At 41.2% G+C, this 20,601-nt stretch carries 18 protein-coding genes; 5 read left to right on the forward strand and 13 right to left on the reverse strand.

The window, feature by feature from the left end:
* Positions 1-26: 26 nt before the first annotated feature.
* From G509_RS0119325 to G509_RS0119370, 9 genes are all read right to left on the reverse strand, one after another.
* The gene (locus G509_RS0119325) at positions 27-1,274 is read right to left on the reverse strand and encodes a CinA family nicotinamide mononucleotide deamidase-related protein (protein WP_026993042.1); all 1,248 of its coding nucleotides are present in this window, start codon (positions 1,272-1,274) and stop codon (positions 27-29) included.
* 4 nt (positions 1,275-1,278) lie between these two features.
* On the reverse strand, positions 1,279-1,623 hold the full coding sequence (locus tag G509_RS0119330) for an Hpt domain-containing protein (RefSeq protein ID WP_026993043.1): 345 nt from the start codon (positions 1,621-1,623) through the stop codon (positions 1,279-1,281).
* The gene (locus G509_RS0119335) at positions 1,623-2,234 is read right to left on the reverse strand and encodes a fumarylacetoacetate hydrolase family protein (RefSeq protein ID WP_026993044.1); all 612 of its coding nucleotides are present in this window, start codon (positions 2,232-2,234) and stop codon (positions 1,623-1,625) included. The genes G509_RS0119330 and G509_RS0119335 overlap by 1 nt, the downstream gene beginning before the upstream one ends.
* 17 nt (positions 2,235-2,251) lie before the next feature.
* Positions 2,252-3,028 (reverse strand): 3'-5' exonuclease, encoded by a 777-nt coding sequence (locus tag G509_RS0119340; RefSeq protein ID WP_026993045.1) that lies wholly within the window; start codon positions 3,026-3,028, stop codon positions 2,252-2,254.
* A 97-nt stretch (positions 3,029-3,125) separates the two neighbouring features.
* On the reverse strand, positions 3,126-3,758 hold the full coding sequence (locus G509_RS22580; protein ID WP_051200386.1) for a M15 family metallopeptidase: 633 nt from the start codon (positions 3,756-3,758) through the stop codon (positions 3,126-3,128).
* A 7-nt stretch (positions 3,759-3,765) separates the two neighbouring features.
* Complete coding sequence (locus G509_RS0119350) at positions 3,766-4,764, reverse strand: hypothetical protein (RefSeq protein WP_026993046.1); 999 nt, start codon at positions 4,762-4,764, stop codon at positions 3,766-3,768.
* A 454-nt stretch (positions 4,765-5,218) separates the two neighbouring features.
* Positions 5,219-5,683 carry a hypothetical protein gene (locus tag G509_RS0119360; RefSeq protein WP_026993047.1) on the reverse strand — a complete coding sequence of 155 codons (465 nt, stop codon included), beginning with the start codon at positions 5,681-5,683 and terminating at the stop codon, positions 5,219-5,221.
* A gap of 519 nt (positions 5,684-6,202) precedes the next feature.
* Positions 6,203-7,627 (reverse strand): RtcB family protein, encoded by a 1,425-nt coding sequence (locus G509_RS0119365; protein ID WP_026993048.1) that lies wholly within the window; start codon positions 7,625-7,627, stop codon positions 6,203-6,205.
* An 816-nt stretch (positions 7,628-8,443) separates the two neighbouring features.
* Positions 8,444-9,964, reverse strand: a complete 1,521-nt coding sequence (locus tag G509_RS0119370) for a TROVE domain-containing protein (protein ID WP_026993049.1) — start codon at positions 9,962-9,964, stop codon at positions 8,444-8,446.
* 276 nt (positions 9,965-10,240) lie between these two features.
* Between G509_RS0119370 and G509_RS0119375 the strand changes: the two genes are divergently transcribed.
* Positions 10,241-11,278, forward strand: coding sequence for a helix-turn-helix transcriptional regulator (locus G509_RS0119375; RefSeq protein WP_026993050.1), 1,038 nt, complete (start codon positions 10,241-10,243; stop codon positions 11,276-11,278).
* A 68-nt stretch (positions 11,279-11,346) separates the two neighbouring features.
* Here G509_RS0119375 and G509_RS0119380 read toward each other — a convergent pair whose 3' ends face one another.
* The 4 genes from G509_RS0119380 to G509_RS0119395 all read right to left on the reverse strand — a co-directional run bounded on the left by G509_RS0119380 (position 11,347) and on the right by G509_RS0119395 (position 17,175).
* Positions 11,347-13,875 carry a hypothetical protein gene (locus tag G509_RS0119380; RefSeq protein ID WP_026993051.1) on the reverse strand — a complete coding sequence of 843 codons (2,529 nt, stop codon included), beginning with the start codon at positions 13,873-13,875 and terminating at the stop codon, positions 11,347-11,349.
* A gap of 82 nt (positions 13,876-13,957) precedes the next feature.
* A complete protein-coding gene (locus tag G509_RS0119385; protein WP_026993052.1) occupies positions 13,958-15,289 on the reverse strand; it encodes a dihydrolipoamide acetyltransferase family protein in 1,332 nt (443 codons plus the stop codon).
* Positions 15,290-15,362: 73 nt separating this feature from the next.
* A complete protein-coding gene (locus G509_RS0119390) occupies positions 15,363-16,538 on the reverse strand; it encodes a glycosyltransferase family 2 protein (RefSeq protein ID WP_026993053.1) in 1,176 nt (391 codons plus the stop codon).
* A gap of 220 nt (positions 16,539-16,758) precedes the next feature.
* On the reverse strand, positions 16,759-17,175 hold the full coding sequence (locus G509_RS0119395; RefSeq protein WP_026993054.1) for an Hsp20/alpha crystallin family protein: 417 nt from the start codon (positions 17,173-17,175) through the stop codon (positions 16,759-16,761).
* Between the two features lie 223 nt (positions 17,176-17,398).
* On the opposite strand from G509_RS0119395, the gene G509_RS0119400 reads away from it, so the two are divergent.
* The 4 genes from G509_RS0119400 (at position 17,399) to G509_RS0119415 (ending at position 20,560) form a co-directional block, all read left to right on the forward strand.
* The gene (locus tag G509_RS0119400) at positions 17,399-18,580 is read left to right on the forward strand and encodes an acetyltransferase domain-containing protein (RefSeq protein WP_026993055.1); all 1,182 of its coding nucleotides are present in this window, start codon (positions 17,399-17,401) and stop codon (positions 18,578-18,580) included.
* A gap of 128 nt (positions 18,581-18,708) precedes the next feature.
* Positions 18,709-19,410: an ABC transporter ATP-binding protein gene (locus G509_RS0119405; protein ID WP_026993056.1), complete on the forward strand. Its 702-nt coding sequence runs from the start codon at positions 18,709-18,711 to the stop codon at positions 19,408-19,410.
* 158 nt (positions 19,411-19,568) lie between these two features.
* Positions 19,569-20,141: a cob(I)yrinic acid a,c-diamide adenosyltransferase gene (locus G509_RS0119410; RefSeq protein WP_026993057.1), complete on the forward strand. Its 573-nt coding sequence runs from the start codon at positions 19,569-19,571 to the stop codon at positions 20,139-20,141.
* A gap of 197 nt (positions 20,142-20,338) precedes the next feature.
* A complete protein-coding gene (locus G509_RS0119415; protein WP_002986941.1) occupies positions 20,339-20,560 on the forward strand; it encodes a DUF2795 domain-containing protein in 222 nt (73 codons plus the stop codon).
* The last annotated feature ends 41 nt before the right edge of the window (positions 20,561-20,601 follow it).

Here is a 20,601-nt window from a genome sequence, read left to right on the forward strand (position 1 = left end):
TAAAAGTATCATGCAAACACAATCTGTTAGTTTTTTAAAATTTCCTGATAAATTATTTCCAGCGCCTTGCCTGATGCCCTGTCAATTACCTTTTCGCGGGGTTGGCCAAACTCAAATTTGGCACTATAAACTCCGTTTGGAGTGGCAAATCCAATGTAAACCGTACCCACTTCTACCGCCGAATCTCCTTTGTACGGGCCGGCATTTCCGGTGGTGGCAACGGCATAATCTGTACCAAAAAGTTCTTTGGCATTTTTAGCCATACTCTCGGCAACCTTGGCACTTACCACGCTGTAAACGTCTATAAGCTGCGGGTTTACCTTTAAAATATTTATCTTGGCACTGGTAGCATACGTTACCGCACTGCCCTTAAAATACGCCGAAGAGCCCGGCACGCTGGTTATCATCTGGGCAATTTTTCCGCCGGTGCAGCTCTCTGCTGCAGCAATGGTTTTTCCTTTTTTGGCAAGTAGCCGTCCAAGCATCACCTCCATGGTTTCGCCTTCATCATAACCCACTATAATATCGGCAATAATATTTTTTAATTTTTCGGTTTCGGCTTCAATTCCTGCCCTTAAAAGTGCTTCATCGGTGCCGCGGGCACTTAAACGCAGCCTAACTTTACCCGGGCTTGGCAAATAGGCCAGCTTAATAAAGTCGGGCAAATTGTTTTCCCAGTCTTCTATACGCTCGGCAACCAGGCTCTCGCCCTGCCCGTACGTGATTATAGTTTTATGAATAATATACGGCCTCTCAAACTCGGCAACCAGTTTTGGCACTACCTGGTTATCAATAATATATTTCATTTCATACGGCACGCCCGGCAGCGATATAAACACCGTATCAGCACGTTTCATCCACATGCCGGGGGCAGTGCCCACAGCATTGTGCAACACCTTAGCCTTAGAAGGCACAAGTGCCTGGTCTTTATTTAATTGCGATGCCGGCCGCTGCAATGCTTTTTCTATAATTTCTATAACATGCGCCAGCACCTCATCATTAACCACTAAATGATCGTCAAAATATTCGCAAAGGCTTGTTTTAGTAATATCGTCTTTAGTTGGGCCCAGGCCGCCGGTAATAATAACCACATCTACCCTGTTTTGCAAAAAGGCCAATGTGTTTAGTATATGCAGCCTGTCATCGCTTACAGATAGCATTTCGAAAACGCCAATGCCAATTTTATCCAGCGCTTTGGCAATATACCCGGAGTTGGTATCGGTTATCTGCCCAATAAGTATTTCGTCGCCTACGGTAACAATGGCTGCTTTCATATTGCTATAATTGATAGTCTTTTTTAAGTTCTTTAAGCGTTAGCTTAACAAGATTTCTGAGGCTTTTAACCACATCTTTAATTTCTTTCTTTTTGCCTTCTGCCCTGCTCCAGGTTTCTACAGCAATAACATCATCATAAGCCAGGTCCATGCCCAGCAAATCAAGCGTTGGCTTTATTTTATGCGCAGCATGGTATACCATGTTATGGTCTTTAGCTTTAAGGCCTTCGCGAATGTTTTTTATCTCGGGCGGAACCTCCTCTGTAAAAAGCACCACTATTTGGCGGGCAAAGTCCACATCGTTCTCAGATATTGCATATACTTTAGATAAATTGTAGTGTAGCGCCATTATTTTACCTGTACTTTAAATAGTTTCTTACCTTCTAAAAAGCCCTCCAGCACATTGCCGGGGCTAACCTTTGCAACACCCTTGGGCGTACCTGTAAAAATAACATCGCCGGTTTTAAGCGTAAAATATTGCGATATAGATGCTATAAGTTCGTCTATCTTCCAGATCATTTGCTCTGTGTTGCCCGTTTGCACAGCAACCCCATCATTAGTAAGCTCAAAATTTAGATTGTCTAACGATGCAAATTCTGTTTTTGGAATGAAATCGCCCACTATGGCCGACCCATCAAATGCTTTGGCTTTTTCCCACGGCAGGCCTTTTTCTTTAAGCTTTGCCTGCAGGTCGCGGGCTGTAAAATCGATGCCTACGGTAACCTCATCATAATATTTATGGGCAAACTTGGCATCTATGTACTTGCCTACCTTGTTTATTTTAACCACAATTTCTATTTCGTGGTGCACATCGGTACTAAACTCCGGAATTACAAACGGAAACTGCTTTTGCAAAAGGGCCGTATCGGGCTTTAGGAAAATAACCGGCTCATCGGGCCTTTCGTTTTGCAGTTCTGCTATATGGTCAACATAATTTCTGCCTATGCAAATAATCTTCATACGTAGCTATTGGAATATTATACCAATTTATTATTTAATTTCCTGAGTTTAATGGCTGTTAGCACTTTTTTAGTATAAAGCGGAAAATCAGCATTTTGTATCCAGCCATAGTAGCCCGGCTCCTGCTCCAGTACCTTTTCTACCTTAACACCTTTGTGTTTGCCAAACGTAAATATTTCTTCGCCATTTTCATCGAGTGCAATAAAGCCGGCAAAATCTATTGCTTTTTTACGGGTAGTGAATTCAGAAAGCGATTTCATATCGTTCTCTAAATCTTCGTAACGATCTAATTGCGACTTAAGTATCTCGTACGTGGCATTGGTATCGGCAGCGGCGGTATGGGCATTTTCCAGCACCTGGCCACAGTAAAACTTGTAGGCAGCGCTAAGGGTGCGCTCTTCTTTTTTATGAAAAATAGTCTGCACATCTACCGATACGCGGTTTTTCATATCAAAGTCCAGGCCGGCACGCAACAGCTCTTCGGCCAATAGCGGAATATCAAACCTGTCGGAGTTATACCCCCCCAGGTCGGCGTCTTTAATAAGGTTGTATATTTGATGAGACAGTTGCTTAAACGTAGGTTCGTTAGCTACTTTATCGTCTGTAATGCCATGAAAAACCGTGGTTTGCGGCGGTATAGGCCGTTCCGGGTTTACAAGCCATGTCTTGCTTTCTTTATTGCCGTTAGGAAAAACTTTTAAGATAGAAATCTCTACAATACGGTCTTTACAGATGTCTGTACCCGTGGTTTCGAGGTCGAAAAAGCAAATAGGCCTGTGCAGTTTAAGTTCCATAATCGTGTTTCTGTTATTACAAATATAAGCCACATTGGTTAAAAACGGCTATTTAAGCACGGTTAATTGACGCTCAAATTTGCAATATGCAGATTATTTACAGGTTACAATCCCATTTAAAGTCGGATGTTTCAAACCGCTTTTGCCTGTAATCAAAATGCCACCACTCGCCATCGTACGGTTTAAAGCCGGCCCGTGTCATTATACGGCGCAGCAGCCTGCGGTTTCTACGCGCCTCTTTACTAAGCCCTTCGGCATTATAATTGGAGATGGCCGAGAAATCATCAAAGGCGCCCCCCATATCCAGCAGCTGCCCGTTCTGGTCCATAAGAGAAAGGTCTATAGCGGCACCACGGTTATGGTTAGAGCCCTTGCCGGGCTTGGCTACATAGGTGGGATTATTAACAATTTGATACATTTTGTACTGATAGCTGTACGGGCGGTAGCAATCATAAACAACAAGCGTAACCCCTTTATATTTAGCAATTTGGTTAGCTTCCAGCAACGCTTCGGCAACTTCGGGGCGAAGAAAACACCGCGCACAGGGGTATATCTTTTCGTGCATAAAGTTGGTTGTATCGGCGTACGCCATACGGTTAACAATAGCAAGCGAATCAAAATTAACCTCTGCCCATTCGGCCGGCACATAATCAGCATTTACAGCCGTTTGCGCGCAAAGCGTGTCGAAAAAAAACAGGTTGAAGAATGCGAAATAGTATATGAGTCTCATGAATAAATTAAAATGATAAATCTTTAAAATTACCAAAAGTTCTTTTCAGAACAGCCGAATCTGGAAGTGGCAGATTATTCACTATAAATTGATTTAGTATATCATCTCTATCCATAAACAATATTTGACTACGCTTTGATGTATCTAATTTACCGCCCAACCAGTTTTTAGCGGCCTTTGTTATTTCACCACCAGCAACTATAAAGGCATGATCAACTAATACTTTTTTTCCTATTTCTGGATCGAAGATTTCATGCCCCAACATCATTAAAACTTGATTATGAATCTCACTAATGTTAGAATTACTCCCTTTTGTCATCCCTGCAGCATCAAGCTTTCCTTTCTTTACCTGTATACCGAAATATAGCCAATGTTGAGTTGGGAGAATCAATTTCATCCAAATATCTTTTCCATATTCTAAAGATTTATCTTTATGCCCAGCTACCGAAATCTTGTGAAATCCCAATTGCCTAAACAGAGGGATTAAAATCTCTTCAATTAAATCATCCTCTGAACATTTATCTAAATATCCAATAAGTATTTCTCGCTTTTGCGCTTCAATTACAGAAAAAGGTCTGTGAGGATTTGTAGACGCTTTCAATACTTTTTGAGTTGGAATATATTTTAGATAGCATTTGTTATCTTCAGCATAAAAAGCTTCAAAATTTTCCCTGGATAAAGCGGTATTTAATTCTAATAATGCATTTGTTCTATCCTTACTTTCATTAAATGCATCTGACTGATCCATGAGGTTTTGAATTACGCGACAAAAGGTATCGGATGGCATATCGTCAATGTTTCCAGGCTCCTTAAGTATTTCTGATAATGTTTCAGAGACCCATTTAGGTCTCGTTGATCCATCATGAGTGAATTCTGTTTCAGCATCCGCAAAAAATTCTGTTAAGTAAAAGCTACTACGATAAATAAAATACGATTTTAAATTATCCTTGATATCTCCACAAATCATTTTTGCAATCTGATTGAGTGTTCGAGTTTTGAATTCCATACTAATAGTCTAACTTTAAAAGCTAAGATAGTACTTTAGATGTTTTGAAATTAAATAAGTATAAAGCAAATATATTTGAATTCAATAATATTCATATATTATTAGATTTAATCAGTGATTAAATCGTTTTTTTTATGTGATAAAGCCAAAGATTCGAACCTTTCTCTTTCTCGCACTCCTAATTTAGTATAAAAATATGTTCACGTTTGGTAAATCTGACAGGAAATAACAATTACGACCTCAAGTAATTAAATCACCAAAAAAAGGATGCCTTTTTGATATTCCAACCAAAATATATAAAATAAATAATTATTATTATAAAGAGATCTATCCTCCCTACTGCCATACGCACAATTTTAGGAATAAATTTAGCAACCACATCAACCAGTCCGCTTTGGGCCACAATCTGGTAATATGCCTGCGCGGCAATAAGCGTAAGCCGTGATTTTTTGATTTATTCTTTTTTAAAATACATATGTATTATATCGCCGCCTTTGTTAAGCATTAGTGTTAGCACATTATCCTGAAGGATATATTCTGTTTCGGCACCATTGCCGCCAAAAATATAATGCTTGCCATCCTTATCGACAATCTTATACGTATCGTCGTTTACAATAGTGTTTTGTATTTTCATTTGCATGGTGCTATCGGCATTAAGGCTAAGGCTTATATTTTTGTAGCTTAGCCCCAGTGCTTTAAAATTGGCTTCGGCTTCTTTTATATTAATGTTTTCTTTTTTTGCCTGTTTTAATGTCTCATCAGTAAACGTTACCTTGTAGGTGCTAAGATCAATAGTATTGCCCTCCATCCCTATAGATGTAATGTTCCACGTGCCCACAAGGGCTTTTTGAGCAGCGGTTTGCGCACTTGCTGCTGTTAAAATTAAAAACGCGATAAAAGAAAAGTAAATCTTTTTCATAATAGAAAGTTTATAGTGCTAAAAGTAACAAAATATTGCATCAGGCAACGCTAATAATATAGTATGCCAATTAAAGGTACTCTAAAAGAAATATCAGCACTGCAAAGTTACCACAAGTTTTAAACCAAAGTACTGAAGCAGGTCTTTCAGTAAAAATTGGAGGCTATATAAATTTTGATATTTCACACCACTATTTTGTTTTTTAGAAAATCTGGCTCTTTTTTTAGGATAAAAGAAATATAAAGTAAGGCACAAAATATAAACCACTAAAGTACAGACTTATAACAAATCATCAAAACGCGATTCTAAAGTCCGAAAGTGAAATATTAAGCCTTTTTAGAAATACCGATTATACAAAAAGTGAAATATTAAAAGCAAAAAAGCACCAAAAAACTGGTGCTTTAAATATCTAAAAATGTAGTACTTTTTTTACTTTATCTCAAACTCCATTTTCTGAATAGTATCACTATTTTATCTAAAAAATGTTAAAGGTTCCGGCTCTACAAAATTTGTAGTTTTCTAATCTTCCCTGCTGCCATCATCGGCCATACGCACAATTTTAGGAGTAAATTTAGCAACCACATCAACCAGTCCGGTTTGGGCCGCCATAACCATATCAATATCTTTGTAGGCCATAGGCGCTTCGTCGCGGCCGGCACCAATAAGGCTCACACCGTGATCTTTAAGCACCTGCCTCATATCGGCTTTGGTAATGCTTTTAATGGCCTGTGTACGGCTCATTTGCCTGCCTGCCCCGTGCGACGCGCTGTTAATAGCCGAGGCCTCTCCCCTGCCCCTTACTAAGAACCCGGGGGCCGTCATACTACCGGGAATTATGCCCATAACGCCTTTACCGGCAGGGGTGGCACCTTTACGGTGCACAATAACCTCTTCGCCGTTTAAAATTTCTTTCCAGGCAAAGTTATGATGGTTCTCTACCTTAGCAAGCACCTGTGCGCCAATTGCTTTTGCCATTTTATCGTGAATTACCTGGTGGCACGCCGAAGCATAATCGCCGGCAAGGTTCATGGCTATCCAGTACTCCTGCCCTTCCTGGCTGTTTAAATCCAGATAGGCAAGGTTGGCGGCCTCTTTAGGCAGCTTGCAAAGGTCTTTTGCCAGGCGGGTGTAATGCCCTGCAATGGTGGCCCCAAAACCACGTGAGCCGGAGTGGGTTAGCAATGCCAGGTAACGCCCTTTTTGGATACCAAGCACCTCATCGGCCTGTTCGAATTCGATAATACCGAATTCTACAAAGTGGTTACCCCCGCCCGATGTACCCAGTTGCGACCATGCCTTATCGTGCAGGTTCTTTACAAAACGATTCAGGTTAAAATCAGGGCTGTCCAGCACGCCATGATCGGCCTTATGCTGACCGTGGTAGCCATGCCCCGCGCCAAATTTGGTATGGGCAATAAGCTCTCTCTTATACTTGGCCTCATTCTCATAAAAATGATGCTCCGGAATATCGTATACCGACAGCGCCATACGGCAGCCAATATCTACCCCTACACCATACGGTATAATGGCATTTTTGGTAGCCAGCACCCCGCCAATTGGCAGGCCGTAGCCCTGGTGGGCATCGGGCATTAGCGCCCCTGCTACGGTTACGGGCAGTTTCATGGCTATATCCATCTGGGCTTTAGCGCCCGGTTCTATATGGCTTTCGCCGAAAATTGAATACGGCTGCGCATTTTCTATCAGTGGGATGATCTCATCTTTCGGCGCATTGGCCTCCTCTATCATGGCCGTTGCCAGGGGCTCCAGCACTTCATCGTCTAAAAAATTCTCAGGGTAGTCTTTCACCTTCTTAAAAAGTGGCAGCACCACATCTTTGGCCTGTGCACTGTATGCCGAATTGGCTATTTTAAGGGCAATGCCCAGTATAGTACTCTCGGTATATCCTAAGGCTAAAAGGTCGGTTCCTGTTATTGGCTTTTCCATTGTATTTATGTATTATGTAACAAGTTACAGTTTTATATTTTTTTGATAGTTAATTAATTTTTAAAAAGAGGCAATGGGCGTAGTGTGCAATAATTTTCATTGGGAGACGAAGTAACACACCACAAACGGCACTCTTGTTATAAGAGCAATAGGCGTAAGCGCTTGGGTACTTGCAGGATTCGAACCTGCATATCCGGGGGTTAGCCCGTAATATTCATCCGGACGAAGTAACGCTTAACAAACGGCATCTTATTTTTTTGTTTTTTTATTTTGGGAGTCCTTACCCCCAATCCCTCTCCAAAAGAGAGGGGAGCAAATTATATTAAAGGAGCAAAATGCGGCATGGGACATAGTGGGGCGTGTTGGCGCCGGAATCGAACCGGATAGCCTTGCCGGGTTTACGACTGCGCTATTCCTCCCCTATTGTGATAACGAAGTAACCCACACCTACGGCATCCTTTTTTAGTTATAAATTGACAGCGATACGCTTACAGTTTTCCATTCCGACGCAGGAGGAATCTTACATGCTTTCTTTAAGTTTTCAGTATTCAGTCGCAGTAGGCAGTGCCATACGGACTGAATACTGAGACTATAAACTGAATACCGTAAACTGATCACTGTTAACTGAATACTGCAAACCTGCAGCCCTTAGGCGATGGCTCCCGCAACATCCAAGCGGCCACGGGAGCAAACCCATTGTTATATTTTTCAGTATTCAGTCGCAGTAGGCAGTGCCGTACGGACTGAATACTGAAACTGTTAACTGATCACTCTAAACTGACCACTGTAAACTGTAAACTGAATACTGTAAACTGATCACTGCAACTCTAAAGCTTTTATCTTCTCTACTGCCGAACCTGCATTACCTACAGAGTCGAGTATATCGAATATCTTATCGCTCCAGCCGGCTATTAAATACACATCGTTCTGGCGTATATCTAATGGTGTTGCACCGTGGCCGGCAAGGTCAAACAAATACAGTTTGGCATTGGGTGCTATGGCTTTGTAACGTTTCCAGTACACCTCAAAGCTATAACCGCTCATATTGCTGTTATACAGTTGCAAATCGGTAAACAGCATTACTTTATCTACAATTAGTTTTCGGCGTATAAGGTCGTCTATAACAAGATAGCCGTTGGTGGCATAACCCACTTCGCCCTCCCGTTTATAGTATTCCATAACGTTAGCCAGTACATTGCGCTTAGGCATATTTATTATTTTCCATGTGTTGCCAAACATACCGCTAACCACATTTTTGCATCGGCTTTGCATAAGCATGCCCAGCATAAGGCCAATATCGTACAACTGAACGGTACTTTTTTTAGAAACCGGCTGCTGCATAGAGCCCGAAACATCGCACGCTATTACTACAGATGTATTGTAACCAAAACCCCGTATGTTTTTTGCGCTGTGCATAACGGCATCTTCCAGCGCATCCAGCACCATCGACGTAAAGTTCGAATTATGGCCTTTAAGCTCGCGGTAAGCCGAAAGAAATCTAAAAGGCAGTTGCTTAGATGTTGCCACCGCCGTTGGGCTGGCCAGATAGTTGCAAACCATTTGCAGGTGGGCTACAGATACCCCGGCATCCAGTATATTGCGGAGGTTGCGCATTAGCGCCATGTAGCCCATTTTTTTACTGGCTATTAATTCTTCCCATTTAGTTTTAAAGGCAGCTGCTTTTGCCGCAGGGCTTTCAAACCTTTGCTGGCCCAGGGCAGACAGCTCCGTCTCCCAGGTGTACGGCGTGGCAAGGGCATCGGCAGCTATTTTATTAAACACTGCCTGCTGATTATCGTCTTTAGCCCTTGGGTGTACCAAAAACAGCGCATCCCTAAGCTTAACATCGGTACTCCTGTTGTATTTGGCAAACTGGTACTCATCAAACTTATTGAATGATACCGCTAAGCCTTTTTGTACCTGCTTAGATAGCCTGTTTAGCTTTTTGGTACCCGTTCTGGCATTAGCCAGTTGGTAGTAGGCCAAAAGTTCGCATATTTCGTCGGCGCGCTGTACAACATTACTAACCGTTTTGCTTACCGCCGATGTGCCCGATGCCGCTTTGGCCAGCTCTACCGCCAATACCATTGGCACAGAGCGAAGGTGCATTTGTGTACGGGCATACACGGCAAGCCTGGCAACAAACTCCGGGTCGCACTGGCTTATAAGCTTTTTAATACGCTCCAGCCTGTTGTCTCCCAATTCGTAAAATGAATCATTTAAACCCGTTGTAACCACTGCGGTATACAATTCTGTTTCGGGAGTTATTTTATAAGCTTTAGCCCCCTGGTAATTTACCGTTGCATTGTTTAGTTTGCTTAAAAAATTGAATTTCATACTACAAATGTTTATTATTAGTACTTGTTTTACAGGAGAGTAATTGTTGTCTCATCCTGACATTGCAAAGATGGCCGCACTACTACGCAACACAATTGCGCAGTAAAAATAAAATTCAAAATATTTCACTTTGCATTGATTTACAATAATTTAAAATTTAAAATTCATCATTTAAAATTTTAAATAATGTAAGTGCGCAGCTACAGTGCGCAGTAAAAGCAAATTTTGCTATTTTTGATGCGCACCAAAAGCACCTAAACACAAATTATTACACTAATGGCTACAAATAAGCTTGCCCTGCTACGCTATAAAACCATAGACGACTGCCTTAAAAACCGATTTAGAAAATGGAGCCTGGAAGACCTTATAGAAAAAGTAGCCGATGCGCTTTACGAATACGAGGGTATTACTACCGGGGTAAGCCGCCGCACCATACAGGCCGACCTGCAAATTATGCGCAGCGACCGCCTGGGCTACAATGCCCCCATTATGGTAACCGACCGTAAATTTTACAGTTACGAAGACCCTGCCTACAGCATTACAAAATCGCCGGTTAATACAGCCGATATGGATAAGATGCGCGAAATTGTAAGCGTACTTAAGCAGCTTAACGGTTTTAATTACTTTGATGAGATGAGCGACCTTATTGCCAAGTTGGAAAACAACGTAAACAAAACAGCGCATAAGAGTAAAAACTACATTCAGTTTGAAGATAACAAGAACCTTAAGGGCATAGAGCACATTAACCCGCTGTACCAGGCCATACTTAGCAAAACACCGCTGCTTATAGAGTACCAGTCGTTCAGGGCATTAAAGCCAAGTAAAGAAATTTACTACCCCTACCTGCTTAAAGAGCACCGCAACCGTTGGTTCTTAGTGGCGCAGTGCAAAAAGAGTCCGTATTTAATAACGCTGGCGTTAGACCGCATGGTAGAATTTCATGTACTTACTAAAGAGCTTTTTGTAGAATACAACGGCGTAGATTTCGACCGGTATTTTAACGACCTTATTGGCATTACCAAATCGCAAAAAGACAGGGCACAAAAAGTAGTGCTCCAGTTTGATAAAACCAACGCGCCCTACGTGCTTACAAAGCCCCTGCACCACTCGCAGCAACTGCTCAGCGAAAACGAAAATGGCATTACCATACGTATAGATGTAGTACTTAACTTTGAGCTGGAAAAAGAAATTTTAGGCTTTGGCGAATGCGTAAAGGTATTAGCACCCCGCAACCTTAAAAGCTTTATACAAAAGCGGCTTAAAAGGGCAAGTGTACAATATGAGGAAGAGGTTGTTGGGAAGAAACAGAATTAACAGCATACTTTCATATCACAAAAAAGTCCCGCCAATGGCGGGACTTTCTACATATACTTATCTAATTATTAGTAATAGATTTTTTTAGTTTGAGATGTATTATCCGCGTACTGCACTTTTACTATTAGTATTTTAGCCGCTGCACTAATGTTTTTAATACCTGTAAAACTACTCTTTACATTATTTTGACTTGCTACCAGCCTGCCCTGCAAATCGAACACACTAATCGATGCAATTACTTTTTGAGACGATTGAATGTTTAAAACATTGTCCTGAGTGTAAACTGCAAGGTTGTTTTTAGGGGCAGCCAGTTGCGCATTAATGCTTAACGCACCGCTACTAAACAAACGGGCTATCCTGTTACGGCCAACACCATCAAAATTCACAAAGCTTCCCACAATTACCACTTTATCCCCTTGTAGCACCATATCACCTATGTAAGAATAGGTTGAAGTACCGGTGTCGAACGTTTCATCCGGACTCCCATCATTATTTAAACGTATAATTCTTATGCCGGGCAGTGGAGCAAAATCAGGGCCAAACCCACCGCTAACAAGTATTTTACCATCGGGCTGGGCAAGAATACAATCTAAAAACGGCGATTCAAAAATACTTTCGCTGTATATAACTATGTCTGGTGTACCATTGGCATTAAACCTCATAAAACGGGTATTAAAGGTTTCAGACTCGTTTAAATACAAGCCAAAAACTAAAATTTTACCATCTGCCTGAAGGCTTACTTTTTGAATATCTCTTACCCACTGACTGGTTATTGGCGTAAACGATGCATCTACAATGCCATTGTAATCAATTTTAACTATCGTGTTTTGAAGTGCTACGGACGAATTACTACCCGCTACCAGAATTCTGTTCTCATTAGGAAGAACTACTATTTCACTAATTAATTTATCTGAAGAACCTGTAAAAAAATCAGAATTAAAAGTACCATCTAACGCACCAGTGTTAGTAAGTTTTACCATTTTACCACAGGGCACACCTCCATACGATAAAAAAGGGCCGCCAACTAAAATACTTCCATCAGGCAGTACATTAAGTGCCGAAATTGAATATTGAGGATAATAGATATTTTCGAACACTGCTGCTGTAAAACTTACATCAAGGCTACCGTCGGCATTTATACGCGCCATATTATTAACCGGTACATTATTATATGAAGTAAAATTACCCGCAATTACAATTTTACCATCCTGGGTTAATTTTATTTGCTCTATCCTGCCATTAACACCGCTACCGGGATTAAATCCGGTATCTATAGCCCCATCTTCAAGCAATCTTACTATACCGCGCCTTGACACGCCGTTATACGTATAAAAATCGCCTACAATTATAAGTTTATCGTCATTTTGTTTAACAACACGATAAACAAGCCCATCAGCGCCGGTAAGTGCCGATGCACCTGTATCAAAACTATTATCCTTACTACCATCAGGGTTAAGCAGCATCAAATTATTATCGGCTATACCGTTATATGCATTAAATGAGCCAGCAAGAAAAATGCTGCCTTGTGGCGTAAGTTCAATACAAAAAACGTCACCATTTATATAGGATATAGCATAAGAAGTATCTGAACTGCCGTTTTCATTTAGCCTGATAACCGTGTTACTTTCATTTGAATTATTGTTAACTGACAATAGTATTTTATTATCCGGCTGAAGTTTTAATTCAGTAATCGAGTTAATGCTTAAATTATTAGTAAGTACAAAAGAAGTATCCTGATTACCATTGGCATGGTAACGGTAAATTTGGTCTGCCGGTTCACTTTCTGTTCCGGAAAAACCTACAACTACTATCTTTCCATCATTTTGTACAACCACTTTATACAAACCTGTGCCAGGATAATTATGCACAAAGCCAGTATCAACACTACCATCCTGGTTTAGCCTTACCAAACCTTTTGTAGTAAACCCACCAAAAGAAATAAAATTTCCTACCGTCACGATCTTGCCATCGGCCTGAACGGCAACATCCAACAAAGGATTGCCTGATCCTGCTGCCGTACCCGGATTAAAAGTGGTATCAGCCGTACCATCGCTATTTAATCGCGCAATAGTAATATACGGAAGGCCATTATATTGTGTAAAATATCCGGCTATAATAATTTTACCATCTGGAGAAACAGCAGTAGCATTTATAAATTCGTTAGCACCTAAACCGCCCTGATTAAATGTAGTATCAAGGCTTCCGTCAGAATTTAAACGGGCTATCCTTCCGCAGGGTATATTATTATAGGTTGTAAAGCTTCCTGCAATTAATATTTTCCCTTCAGGCAATAGTACCAGGCTGGCTATTGAGCCATTAACACCAACCCCAGAATTAAAGCTTAAATCAACAGATTCATCTGCATTAATGCGTTTAATTATTACATTAAAAGCCCCAAGGTAAACCTCGCTTCCCGCAGTGACAATAAGTTTACCATCGGGTTGTAACGCCATTGCACCTATACCCGTTGAAACACCGTTAAAAGAGCCTGAATCTGTAGGATTAAAAGTTGCATCTACACTACCGTCCTGAGCAGTGGCTATTAAAGAAAACATCAATATTACTGCTGTAAGCAACGTGGTAATTGTACATTTCATAAAATGAGGGAGTTTATGCTGCAATAGTACAAAAAAAGTCCCGCCAATGGCGGGACTTCAGGTATATTTATTTTGCTGATTTTTAGTAATCTCTGTTGGCATCAAAAGCCTCCAGGTATTCGGCAACGCGTTTTACGAACGATCCTCCCAGAGCACCATCTACCACCCTGTGGTCGTAACTGTGCGAAAGGAACATTTTCTGGCGGATGCCTATAAAATCGCCCTCAGGGGTTTCTATAACAGCAGGCACTTTACGTATGGCCCCTAATGCAAGGATGCCCACCTGCGGCTGGTTTATAATTGGCGTACCAAACACACTGCCAAACGTACCCACGTTGGTTACGGTATAGGTACCACCTTGTGTATCATCCGGTTTAAGCTTACCTGCTTTTGCGCGGTTACCAAGGTCGTTAACCGCTTTTGCCATACCTACAAGGTTTAGCTGATCGGCATTTTTAATAACCGGAACAATAAGGTTGCCATTAGGCAGGGCCGCAGCCATACCCAGGTTTATATTTTTCTTTTTAATAATGTAATCGCCATCTACAGAGATGTTCATACCCGGAAAGTCTTTAAGCGCTTTGGCTACCGCTTCCATAAATATCGGGGTATAGGTTAGTTTTTCGCCTTCGCGTTTTTCGAAAGCCGTTTTAACCTTATCCCTCCATTTTACAATATTAGTCACATCTACCTCTATAAACGACTGTACGTGTGCCGATGTTTGCACACTCTGCACCATGTAGCCGGAGATTAGCTTACGCATACGATCCATCTCTACCACCTCGTCCTGGCCGTTAACCGATACCGGTGCAGCTTTTTGAGCAGTTGCTGGTTGTTGGCTATTAGTTGCCGGTTGTTGGCTGTTGGTTGTTGGTTGAGCAGCTGTTTGTGTTTTGAAATTTGGATCTTGTTTTTTAGAAACGTACTCCAATATATCTGTTTTAGTAACCCTGCCGTCTTTACCGGTGCCGGTTAGGGCTTCCAGTTCGGCAAAAGAGATACCTTCTTCTTTAGCTATGTTTTTTACCAGTGGCGAATAAAATTTTTCTGAAGCCGAAAAATCTTCGGGTGTTGCTACCAGTTGTTTAGCTGCTTCAAAAGTTTTTTCTACGGCAGTAATATCAACGTTTGCAGCCGTAGTAGCCTCGCTTGGTGCATCTACCACCACGCCGCCTTCGGTTTCTATATAGGCAATGGTTTGCCCTACCAAAACCACATCATTCTCTTTAAAAAGTATTTCAGACAAGATACCCGATACCTCCGATGGCACCTCTGAGTCTACCTTATCTGTAGCAATTTCCAGTACAGCCTCATCGGCCGCAATGTGGTCGCCCACCTTTTTTAGCCAGTTGGTAATGGTTGCCTCTGCAACGCTTTCGCCCATTTTGGGTAATTTCAGTTCAAATTTTGCCATATCAATAACCTAAAGGTAAATTTGGTATTTATACTTGCGAAATTAATAAAAAAATCGACTTAATACTTTTTTGTCAATAATTTTTGACGCTTTTTACGTCAATTCCCTGCAATAAAAGCACATCGCCCCTGTCGCTGCTGCTGTTACTGCCAATAATAAAGGCAGATCCGGCAGGTTTTATCTTATAGGTAAAATTCAGGTCTCTGTATTTTTCCATAAAGGCAATCATCTGCGAAAAGCTCACAAAATCATTATCAAAAATAATTTCGGTTTTATTGTTACGTAAAAATAAGGCTTCCTGGGCAACCAGGTCGGTAAGTATTACATTTTTATTAAGCTGCCCCTGTAGCGACTGCCTTAAAAATTCGTCTTCGGATATTAATATATAATGCTGCGGAATGTACTGGTGCGACTTCTTGTTTTTCTTTGCCATGGCAAAAAACAGCGTGCCCACGCGCATTAGCAAATCAAACTGTGGCGACCTCCTAAAGTGTTTTTGATAGAAAAACTGCATAGCCTCCCTAAAACGCTTCATGTAGGTTCCGTCTTTTACAGTGCTTTCGCCTTTGTAGTGAATTATGGCCGTATCGGCAAAATAGTAATTGCGCAGCCCTTTTTTAAGTATGGTGTACGACAGGTCTATATCATCGCTGTACATAAAACAGTCTTCATCAAAACCACCAACTTCTAAATACAGTTCGCGGCGCATTACCATAAAGCAGCCCACCAGTATATCTACCTTGCCGGTTTGGTTTTCCTGAAGGTGCTGTGCATAATAACGGTTAAAAATTTGCTGCTTGGGCAAAAGTTTGTACAGGCTGCCAATTTTAGTAAAGGCCACCCAGGGCGTTGGCACCCCGCGTTTGCTTTCGGGTAAAAAATGGCCGCGGCCGTCTACCAGTTTGGCGCCGGCAATACCAAAATCTTTCTGGCTTTCGGCAAAAGCCAAAATTTTAGAAAAAGTATCTTCGGCAACCACCGTATCGGGGTTTAATATGCAAATATATTTGCCTTTTGCGGTAGCAACACCAATATTATTACCTTTCGGGAAGCCGGAATTCTCGTTATTTTCTATCAGCGTAATTTCCGGAAAGCGCTCTTTCATCATCGCGCAACTATTGTCGGGCGAATTATTATCCACCACAATTATCTCTGCATCAATACCTTTAATAGCCTGTTGTACACTAAGTACACAGAGCTCTAAAAAGTAGCGGACGTTGTAGTTAAGGATAATTATAGATAACTGCATTTGGCAAAGATAGTAATTTGCTAATTTTAACCATACCGCAATTGGAAAGGATATGCTTTAAAATAAAAAAAAGTGCCAATTTGCTAAATATTATGCAGTAAAATAAGGCAATAATGTATTTCTTTTTTTATTTAATAGTGTATTTTCCTGCAAGGTTTATAAAATAAAAAAAAGCGCCCCTGCCGCAGCAGGAACGCCCTTTAACCAACCAAACCAATAATTATGAAATCTCTATTAACCTTTTTGTATTTTGTTGCGATACCTCTTTTTTAGGCAGCGTAACTTTTAAGATACCATCCTGGTAAGCAGCATTAATTTCCTGCTCGTTAATGGTATCGGGCAATGTAAACGACCTTTTAAATGAAGCCTTTACAAATTCCCTTTTAGTAAACTTAACTTCGGCCTCGGCTTCGGTAGTTTCTTTTTTAACTTCAGATGATATAGTAAGCAGTTTATCATCTACCTCTATATTAAAATCTTCTTTTTTAAATCCGGGAGCCACAAGCTCTAAGGCAAAAAACTGCTCGGTTTCTTTAATATTTACGGCCGGTACTGTTTTTTGTATGTATTGTGTACCACCTAATAAGTCTTTAAATAATTGATCTGTGTTGCTGTAATGACGTTTTACTAAGTTCATTTTTATTATGTTTTAGTTTGAAATATTATTTTCGATTTGATAGGTTATAGTCAATTTACATTCCAAAGTATTTTTTAATGACAAAATGTCGCTTTTAATGACTTTTTGTCATTTTTGTAATTTTACCCTACAGACAAGTGTAAAGTTTGATAGGATAATTTTAACAATTGATATCATAAATTACATTGTTTGAATTATATTTACCACTGCAAACCAAACACTTATGAATACCATTACCAAACGCATACAAAGTATAGACGTGCTTAGGGGCATTATTATGGCGCTGATGGCTTTAGACCATACCCGCGACTTTTTACACATAGATGCCATGACCGAGGACCCTACCAGCATGGCTACCACCACACCCTTTTTATTTTTTACCCGGTGGATAACCCATTTTTGTGCACCTACGTTTGTGTTTCTGTCGGGTGCATCCATTTACCTGCAAAGCATCAGGAAGACTAAAAAAGAGCTGGCGTGGTTTTTATTTACCCGTGGCCTCTGGCTTATTATTGCCGAACTTACCCTTGTGGGCTTTGGGTGGAGTTTTGATTATTTTTTCAGGCTGTTCTTTTTACAGGTAATCTGGGCCATTGGGTGCAGTATGGTAATTTTATCCGGCCTTATATTCTTCAATTACCGGGTGCTGGCTGCATTGGGCATTATTATTACGCTCTTCCATAACCTTATGGACCACGCCACCATTGCCGACCCTGATTTAGATGCTGCCGCCAACCTGCTTATAGTAACCAACTTTGCCCCCTACACTGTAGGGCCGTTTAACTTTATAAGCGCTTATGCCGTTTTACCGTGGACGGGAATTATGCTCCTCGGCTTTGCCATTGGCAAGTGGTACAACACAGCAGTTTATACTGCACAGCAACGTAAAAAAGCTTTAGTCACATTCGGATTATCCTTAATTGCACTCTTTATAGTATTACGATTTATTAATAATTATGGCGACTTACAACCGTGGTCGGCGCAGGCGATTCCGGTTTACACAGTACTCTCGTTTTTAAACGTTACCAAATATCCGCCATCATTAATGTATGCCTGCATGACGCTTGGCCCGGCCCTACTGGCACTCGCAGCGTTAGAAAACATTCAGAATAAATTTACCGGCATAATGAATGTTTTTGGCCGTGTACCCTTTTTCTACTATCTGCTGCATGTATATGTAATTCACCTTTTATGCGTAGTGGTATTTTATGCCGAAGGCTACGAATTTGCCGATAACTTTAAGTTACAAATGGCTTTTGGCTTTAGGCCACGAGAAAATTTTGGCTACTCGCTGGGCATTATATACCTGCTATGGCTGCTGGTACTGGTTATTTGCTACTACCCCAGCCGATGGTATAATAACTACAAGAGCAACAATAAAAAATGGTGGCTAAGCTATGTTTAAGAGTTACGGGTTTTGAGTTTTGAGTTAAGAGTTATGAGTAAGTTTAACCCGAAAACCCAAACACTAAACCCTGAACTTATCACCACTTAAAAAAATTGTTTACTTTTAAGCCTCAAAATAAAACAGGCATGGCACAGGCTATAATAGATATAAAAGGCATAACCCGCGATTTTCCGCTGGGCAGCGAGATTGTAAAGGTACTTAAGGGCATAAACCTTACTATTAATAAAGGCGAGTATGTGGCGCTTATGGGGCCTTCGGGTTCCGGCAAGAGTACACTTATGAATTTACTGGGCTGCCTGGACACCCCAACATCGGGCCATTATATACTAAACGGTAAAGACGTTAGTAAAATGAGCGACGATGAGTTGGCCGAAATTCGTAATAAAGAAATTGGCTTTGTTTTCCAGACTTTTAACCTGCTGCCAAGAACCACGGCTTTAGACAATGTTGCCCTGCCTATGGTATATGCCGGCTACAAAAAACCCGAGCGAGAGGCCCGCGCTACCGAAGTTTTAAAACAGGTAAGCCTGGCCGACCGTATGGACCACAAGCCCAACCAGCTTTCGGGTGGCCAGCGCCAAAGGGTTGCTGTGGCACGCGCACTGGTTAACCGCCCGTCCATCATCCTTGCCGATGAGCCTACAGGTAACCTGGACAGTAAAACATCGGTAGAGATCATGGCCCTGTTTAACGACATACACGCCAATGGCAACACCGTTATTTTAGTAACCCACGAAGAAGACATTGCCGCCTACGCCCACCGCGTTATCCGCCTTAGAGATGGCATTATAGAAAGCGACAATGTAAATCCTAATCCGCATAAATAATATTAGATTTCAGATTTTAGATTTCAGAATTCAGATTGAGCTTCACTCCTATTCTAAAGTCTAAAATCTGAATATCAAAACATAGTAACATTCAAATTTCAGATTACCCTCATCGGCAGCTCAATCTGAATTCTGAAATCTAAAATCTGAAATCCAACATGAAAGTATACACTAAAACCGGCGATAAAGGCACTACTGCCCTTTTTGGTGGCACCCGCGTGCCCAAACACCACATACGTATAGAGAGCTACGGCACGGTAGACGAGCTAAATTCGCATATTGGGCTTATTCGCGACCAGGATATCAACCCCAATTATAAGAAAATACTGGAGCGCGTGCAGGACAGGCTCTTTACTTTAGGTGCCATATTGGCAACAGACCCCGAAAAGACTATACTTAAAAACGGCAAAGAGCGCCTAAACATACCAAAAATTACCGATGCCGATGTCGAACTTCTTGAAAACGAGATAGACACTATGGAAAGCGAGCTGGAACCTATGACACATTTTGTACTGCCCGGCGGGCACACAACGGTGTCATACTGTCATATAGCGCGCTGTGTTTGCCGCCGTGCAGAGCGCCTTTCGGTACATTTACACGAGTTAGAACCTACCGATGAGCTGGTTTTAACCTACCTAAACCGCCTTTCTGACTATCTTTTTGTGTTGGCACGAAAGTTGTCACATGATCTGCATGCCGATGAAGTAAAATGGATACCGAAAAAGTATTAGTTTACAGTATCCAGTCTCAGTTGGCAGTAGTAAATGAGTTGCAACTAATGCGTTTACAGCTTCTAAACTGATAACTGCGACTGCGACTGAAAACTCAAAAAAACACGTTCTTAATTTTTTTATTGAAAATAAACAACTTTTTACTTGACAATTTCAGTAGAAAATTTATTTTTGCATAAACTTTAATCGTTTAGAAGATGTATTGGACATTAGAATTAGCATCTTATTTAAGTGATGCACCGTGGCCGGCTACCAAAGATGAGCTAATTGATTACGCCATCAGGACTGGGGCTCCGCTTGAGGTCGTAGAAAACCTGCAATCCATTGAAGACGAGGGAGAGATCTACGAGTCTATGGAAGAAATTTGGCCAGATTATCCAACAGACGAAGATTATCTTTGGAACGAGGATGAATACTAAGCAAAAATAGAATCAATTGAAAAGTCTTCTTTCAGGAGGCT

Origin of the sequence: Flavobacterium subsaxonicum WB 4.1-42 = DSM 21790 (genome assembly GCF_000422725.1) — a bacterium.
GTDB classification, from domain to species: domain Bacteria; phylum Bacteroidota; class Bacteroidia; order Flavobacteriales; family Flavobacteriaceae; genus Flavobacterium; species Flavobacterium subsaxonicum.

What these genes read in the sequence shown, in the direction of transcription:
- G509_RS0119340 (WP_026993045.1), bottom strand. Translation starts at nt 3,028, where the DNA reads ATGGAACTTAAACTGCACAGGCCTATTTGCTTTTTCGACCTCGAAACC.
- G509_RS0119395 (WP_026993054.1), bottom strand. Translation starts at nt 17,175, where the DNA reads ATGAACTTAGTAAAACGTCATTACAGCAACACAGATCAATTATTTAAA.
- G509_RS0119405 (WP_026993056.1), top strand. Translation starts at nt 18,709, where the DNA reads ATGGCACAGGCTATAATAGATATAAAAGGCATAACCCGCGATTTTCCG.
- G509_RS0119375 (WP_026993050.1), top strand. Translation starts at nt 10,241, where the DNA reads ATGGCTACAAATAAGCTTGCCCTGCTACGCTATAAAACCATAGACGAC.
- G509_RS0119325 (WP_026993042.1), bottom strand. Translation starts at nt 1,274, where the DNA reads ATGAAAGCAGCCATTGTTACCGTAGGCGACGAAATACTTATTGGGCAG.
- G509_RS22580 (WP_051200386.1), bottom strand. Translation starts at nt 3,758, where the DNA reads ATGAGACTCATATACTATTTCGCATTCTTCAACCTGTTTTTTTTCGAC.
- G509_RS0119380 (WP_026993051.1), bottom strand. Translation starts at nt 13,875, where the DNA reads ATGAAATGTACAATTACCACGTTGCTTACAGCAGTAATATTGATGTTT.
- G509_RS0119330 (WP_026993043.1), bottom strand. Translation starts at nt 1,623, where the DNA reads ATGGCGCTACACTACAATTTATCTAAAGTATATGCAATATCTGAGAAC.
- G509_RS0119335 (WP_026993044.1), bottom strand. Translation starts at nt 2,234, where the DNA reads ATGAAGATTATTTGCATAGGCAGAAATTATGTTGACCATATAGCAGAA.
- G509_RS0119360 (WP_026993047.1), bottom strand. Translation starts at nt 5,683, where the DNA reads ATGAAAAAGATTTACTTTTCTTTTATCGCGTTTTTAATTTTAACAGCA.
- G509_RS0119350 (WP_026993046.1), bottom strand. Translation starts at nt 4,764, where the DNA reads ATGGAATTCAAAACTCGAACACTCAATCAGATTGCAAAAATGATTTGT.
- G509_RS0119390 (WP_026993053.1), bottom strand. Translation starts at nt 16,538, where the DNA reads ATGCAGTTATCTATAATTATCCTTAACTACAACGTCCGCTACTTTTTA.
- G509_RS0119410 (WP_026993057.1), top strand. Translation starts at nt 19,569, where the DNA reads ATGAAAGTATACACTAAAACCGGCGATAAAGGCACTACTGCCCTTTTT.
- G509_RS0119365 (WP_026993048.1), bottom strand. Translation starts at nt 7,627, where the DNA reads ATGGAAAAGCCAATAACAGGAACCGACCTTTTAGCCTTAGGATATACC.
- G509_RS0119415 (WP_002986941.1), top strand. Translation starts at nt 20,339, where the DNA reads ATGTATTGGACATTAGAATTAGCATCTTATTTAAGTGATGCACCGTGG.
- G509_RS0119385 (WP_026993052.1), bottom strand. Translation starts at nt 15,289, where the DNA reads ATGGCAAAATTTGAACTGAAATTACCCAAAATGGGCGAAAGCGTTGCA.
- G509_RS0119400 (WP_026993055.1), top strand. Translation starts at nt 17,399, where the DNA reads ATGAATACCATTACCAAACGCATACAAAGTATAGACGTGCTTAGGGGC.
- G509_RS0119370 (WP_026993049.1), bottom strand. Translation starts at nt 9,964, where the DNA reads ATGAAATTCAATTTTTTAAGCAAACTAAACAATGCAACGGTAAATTAC.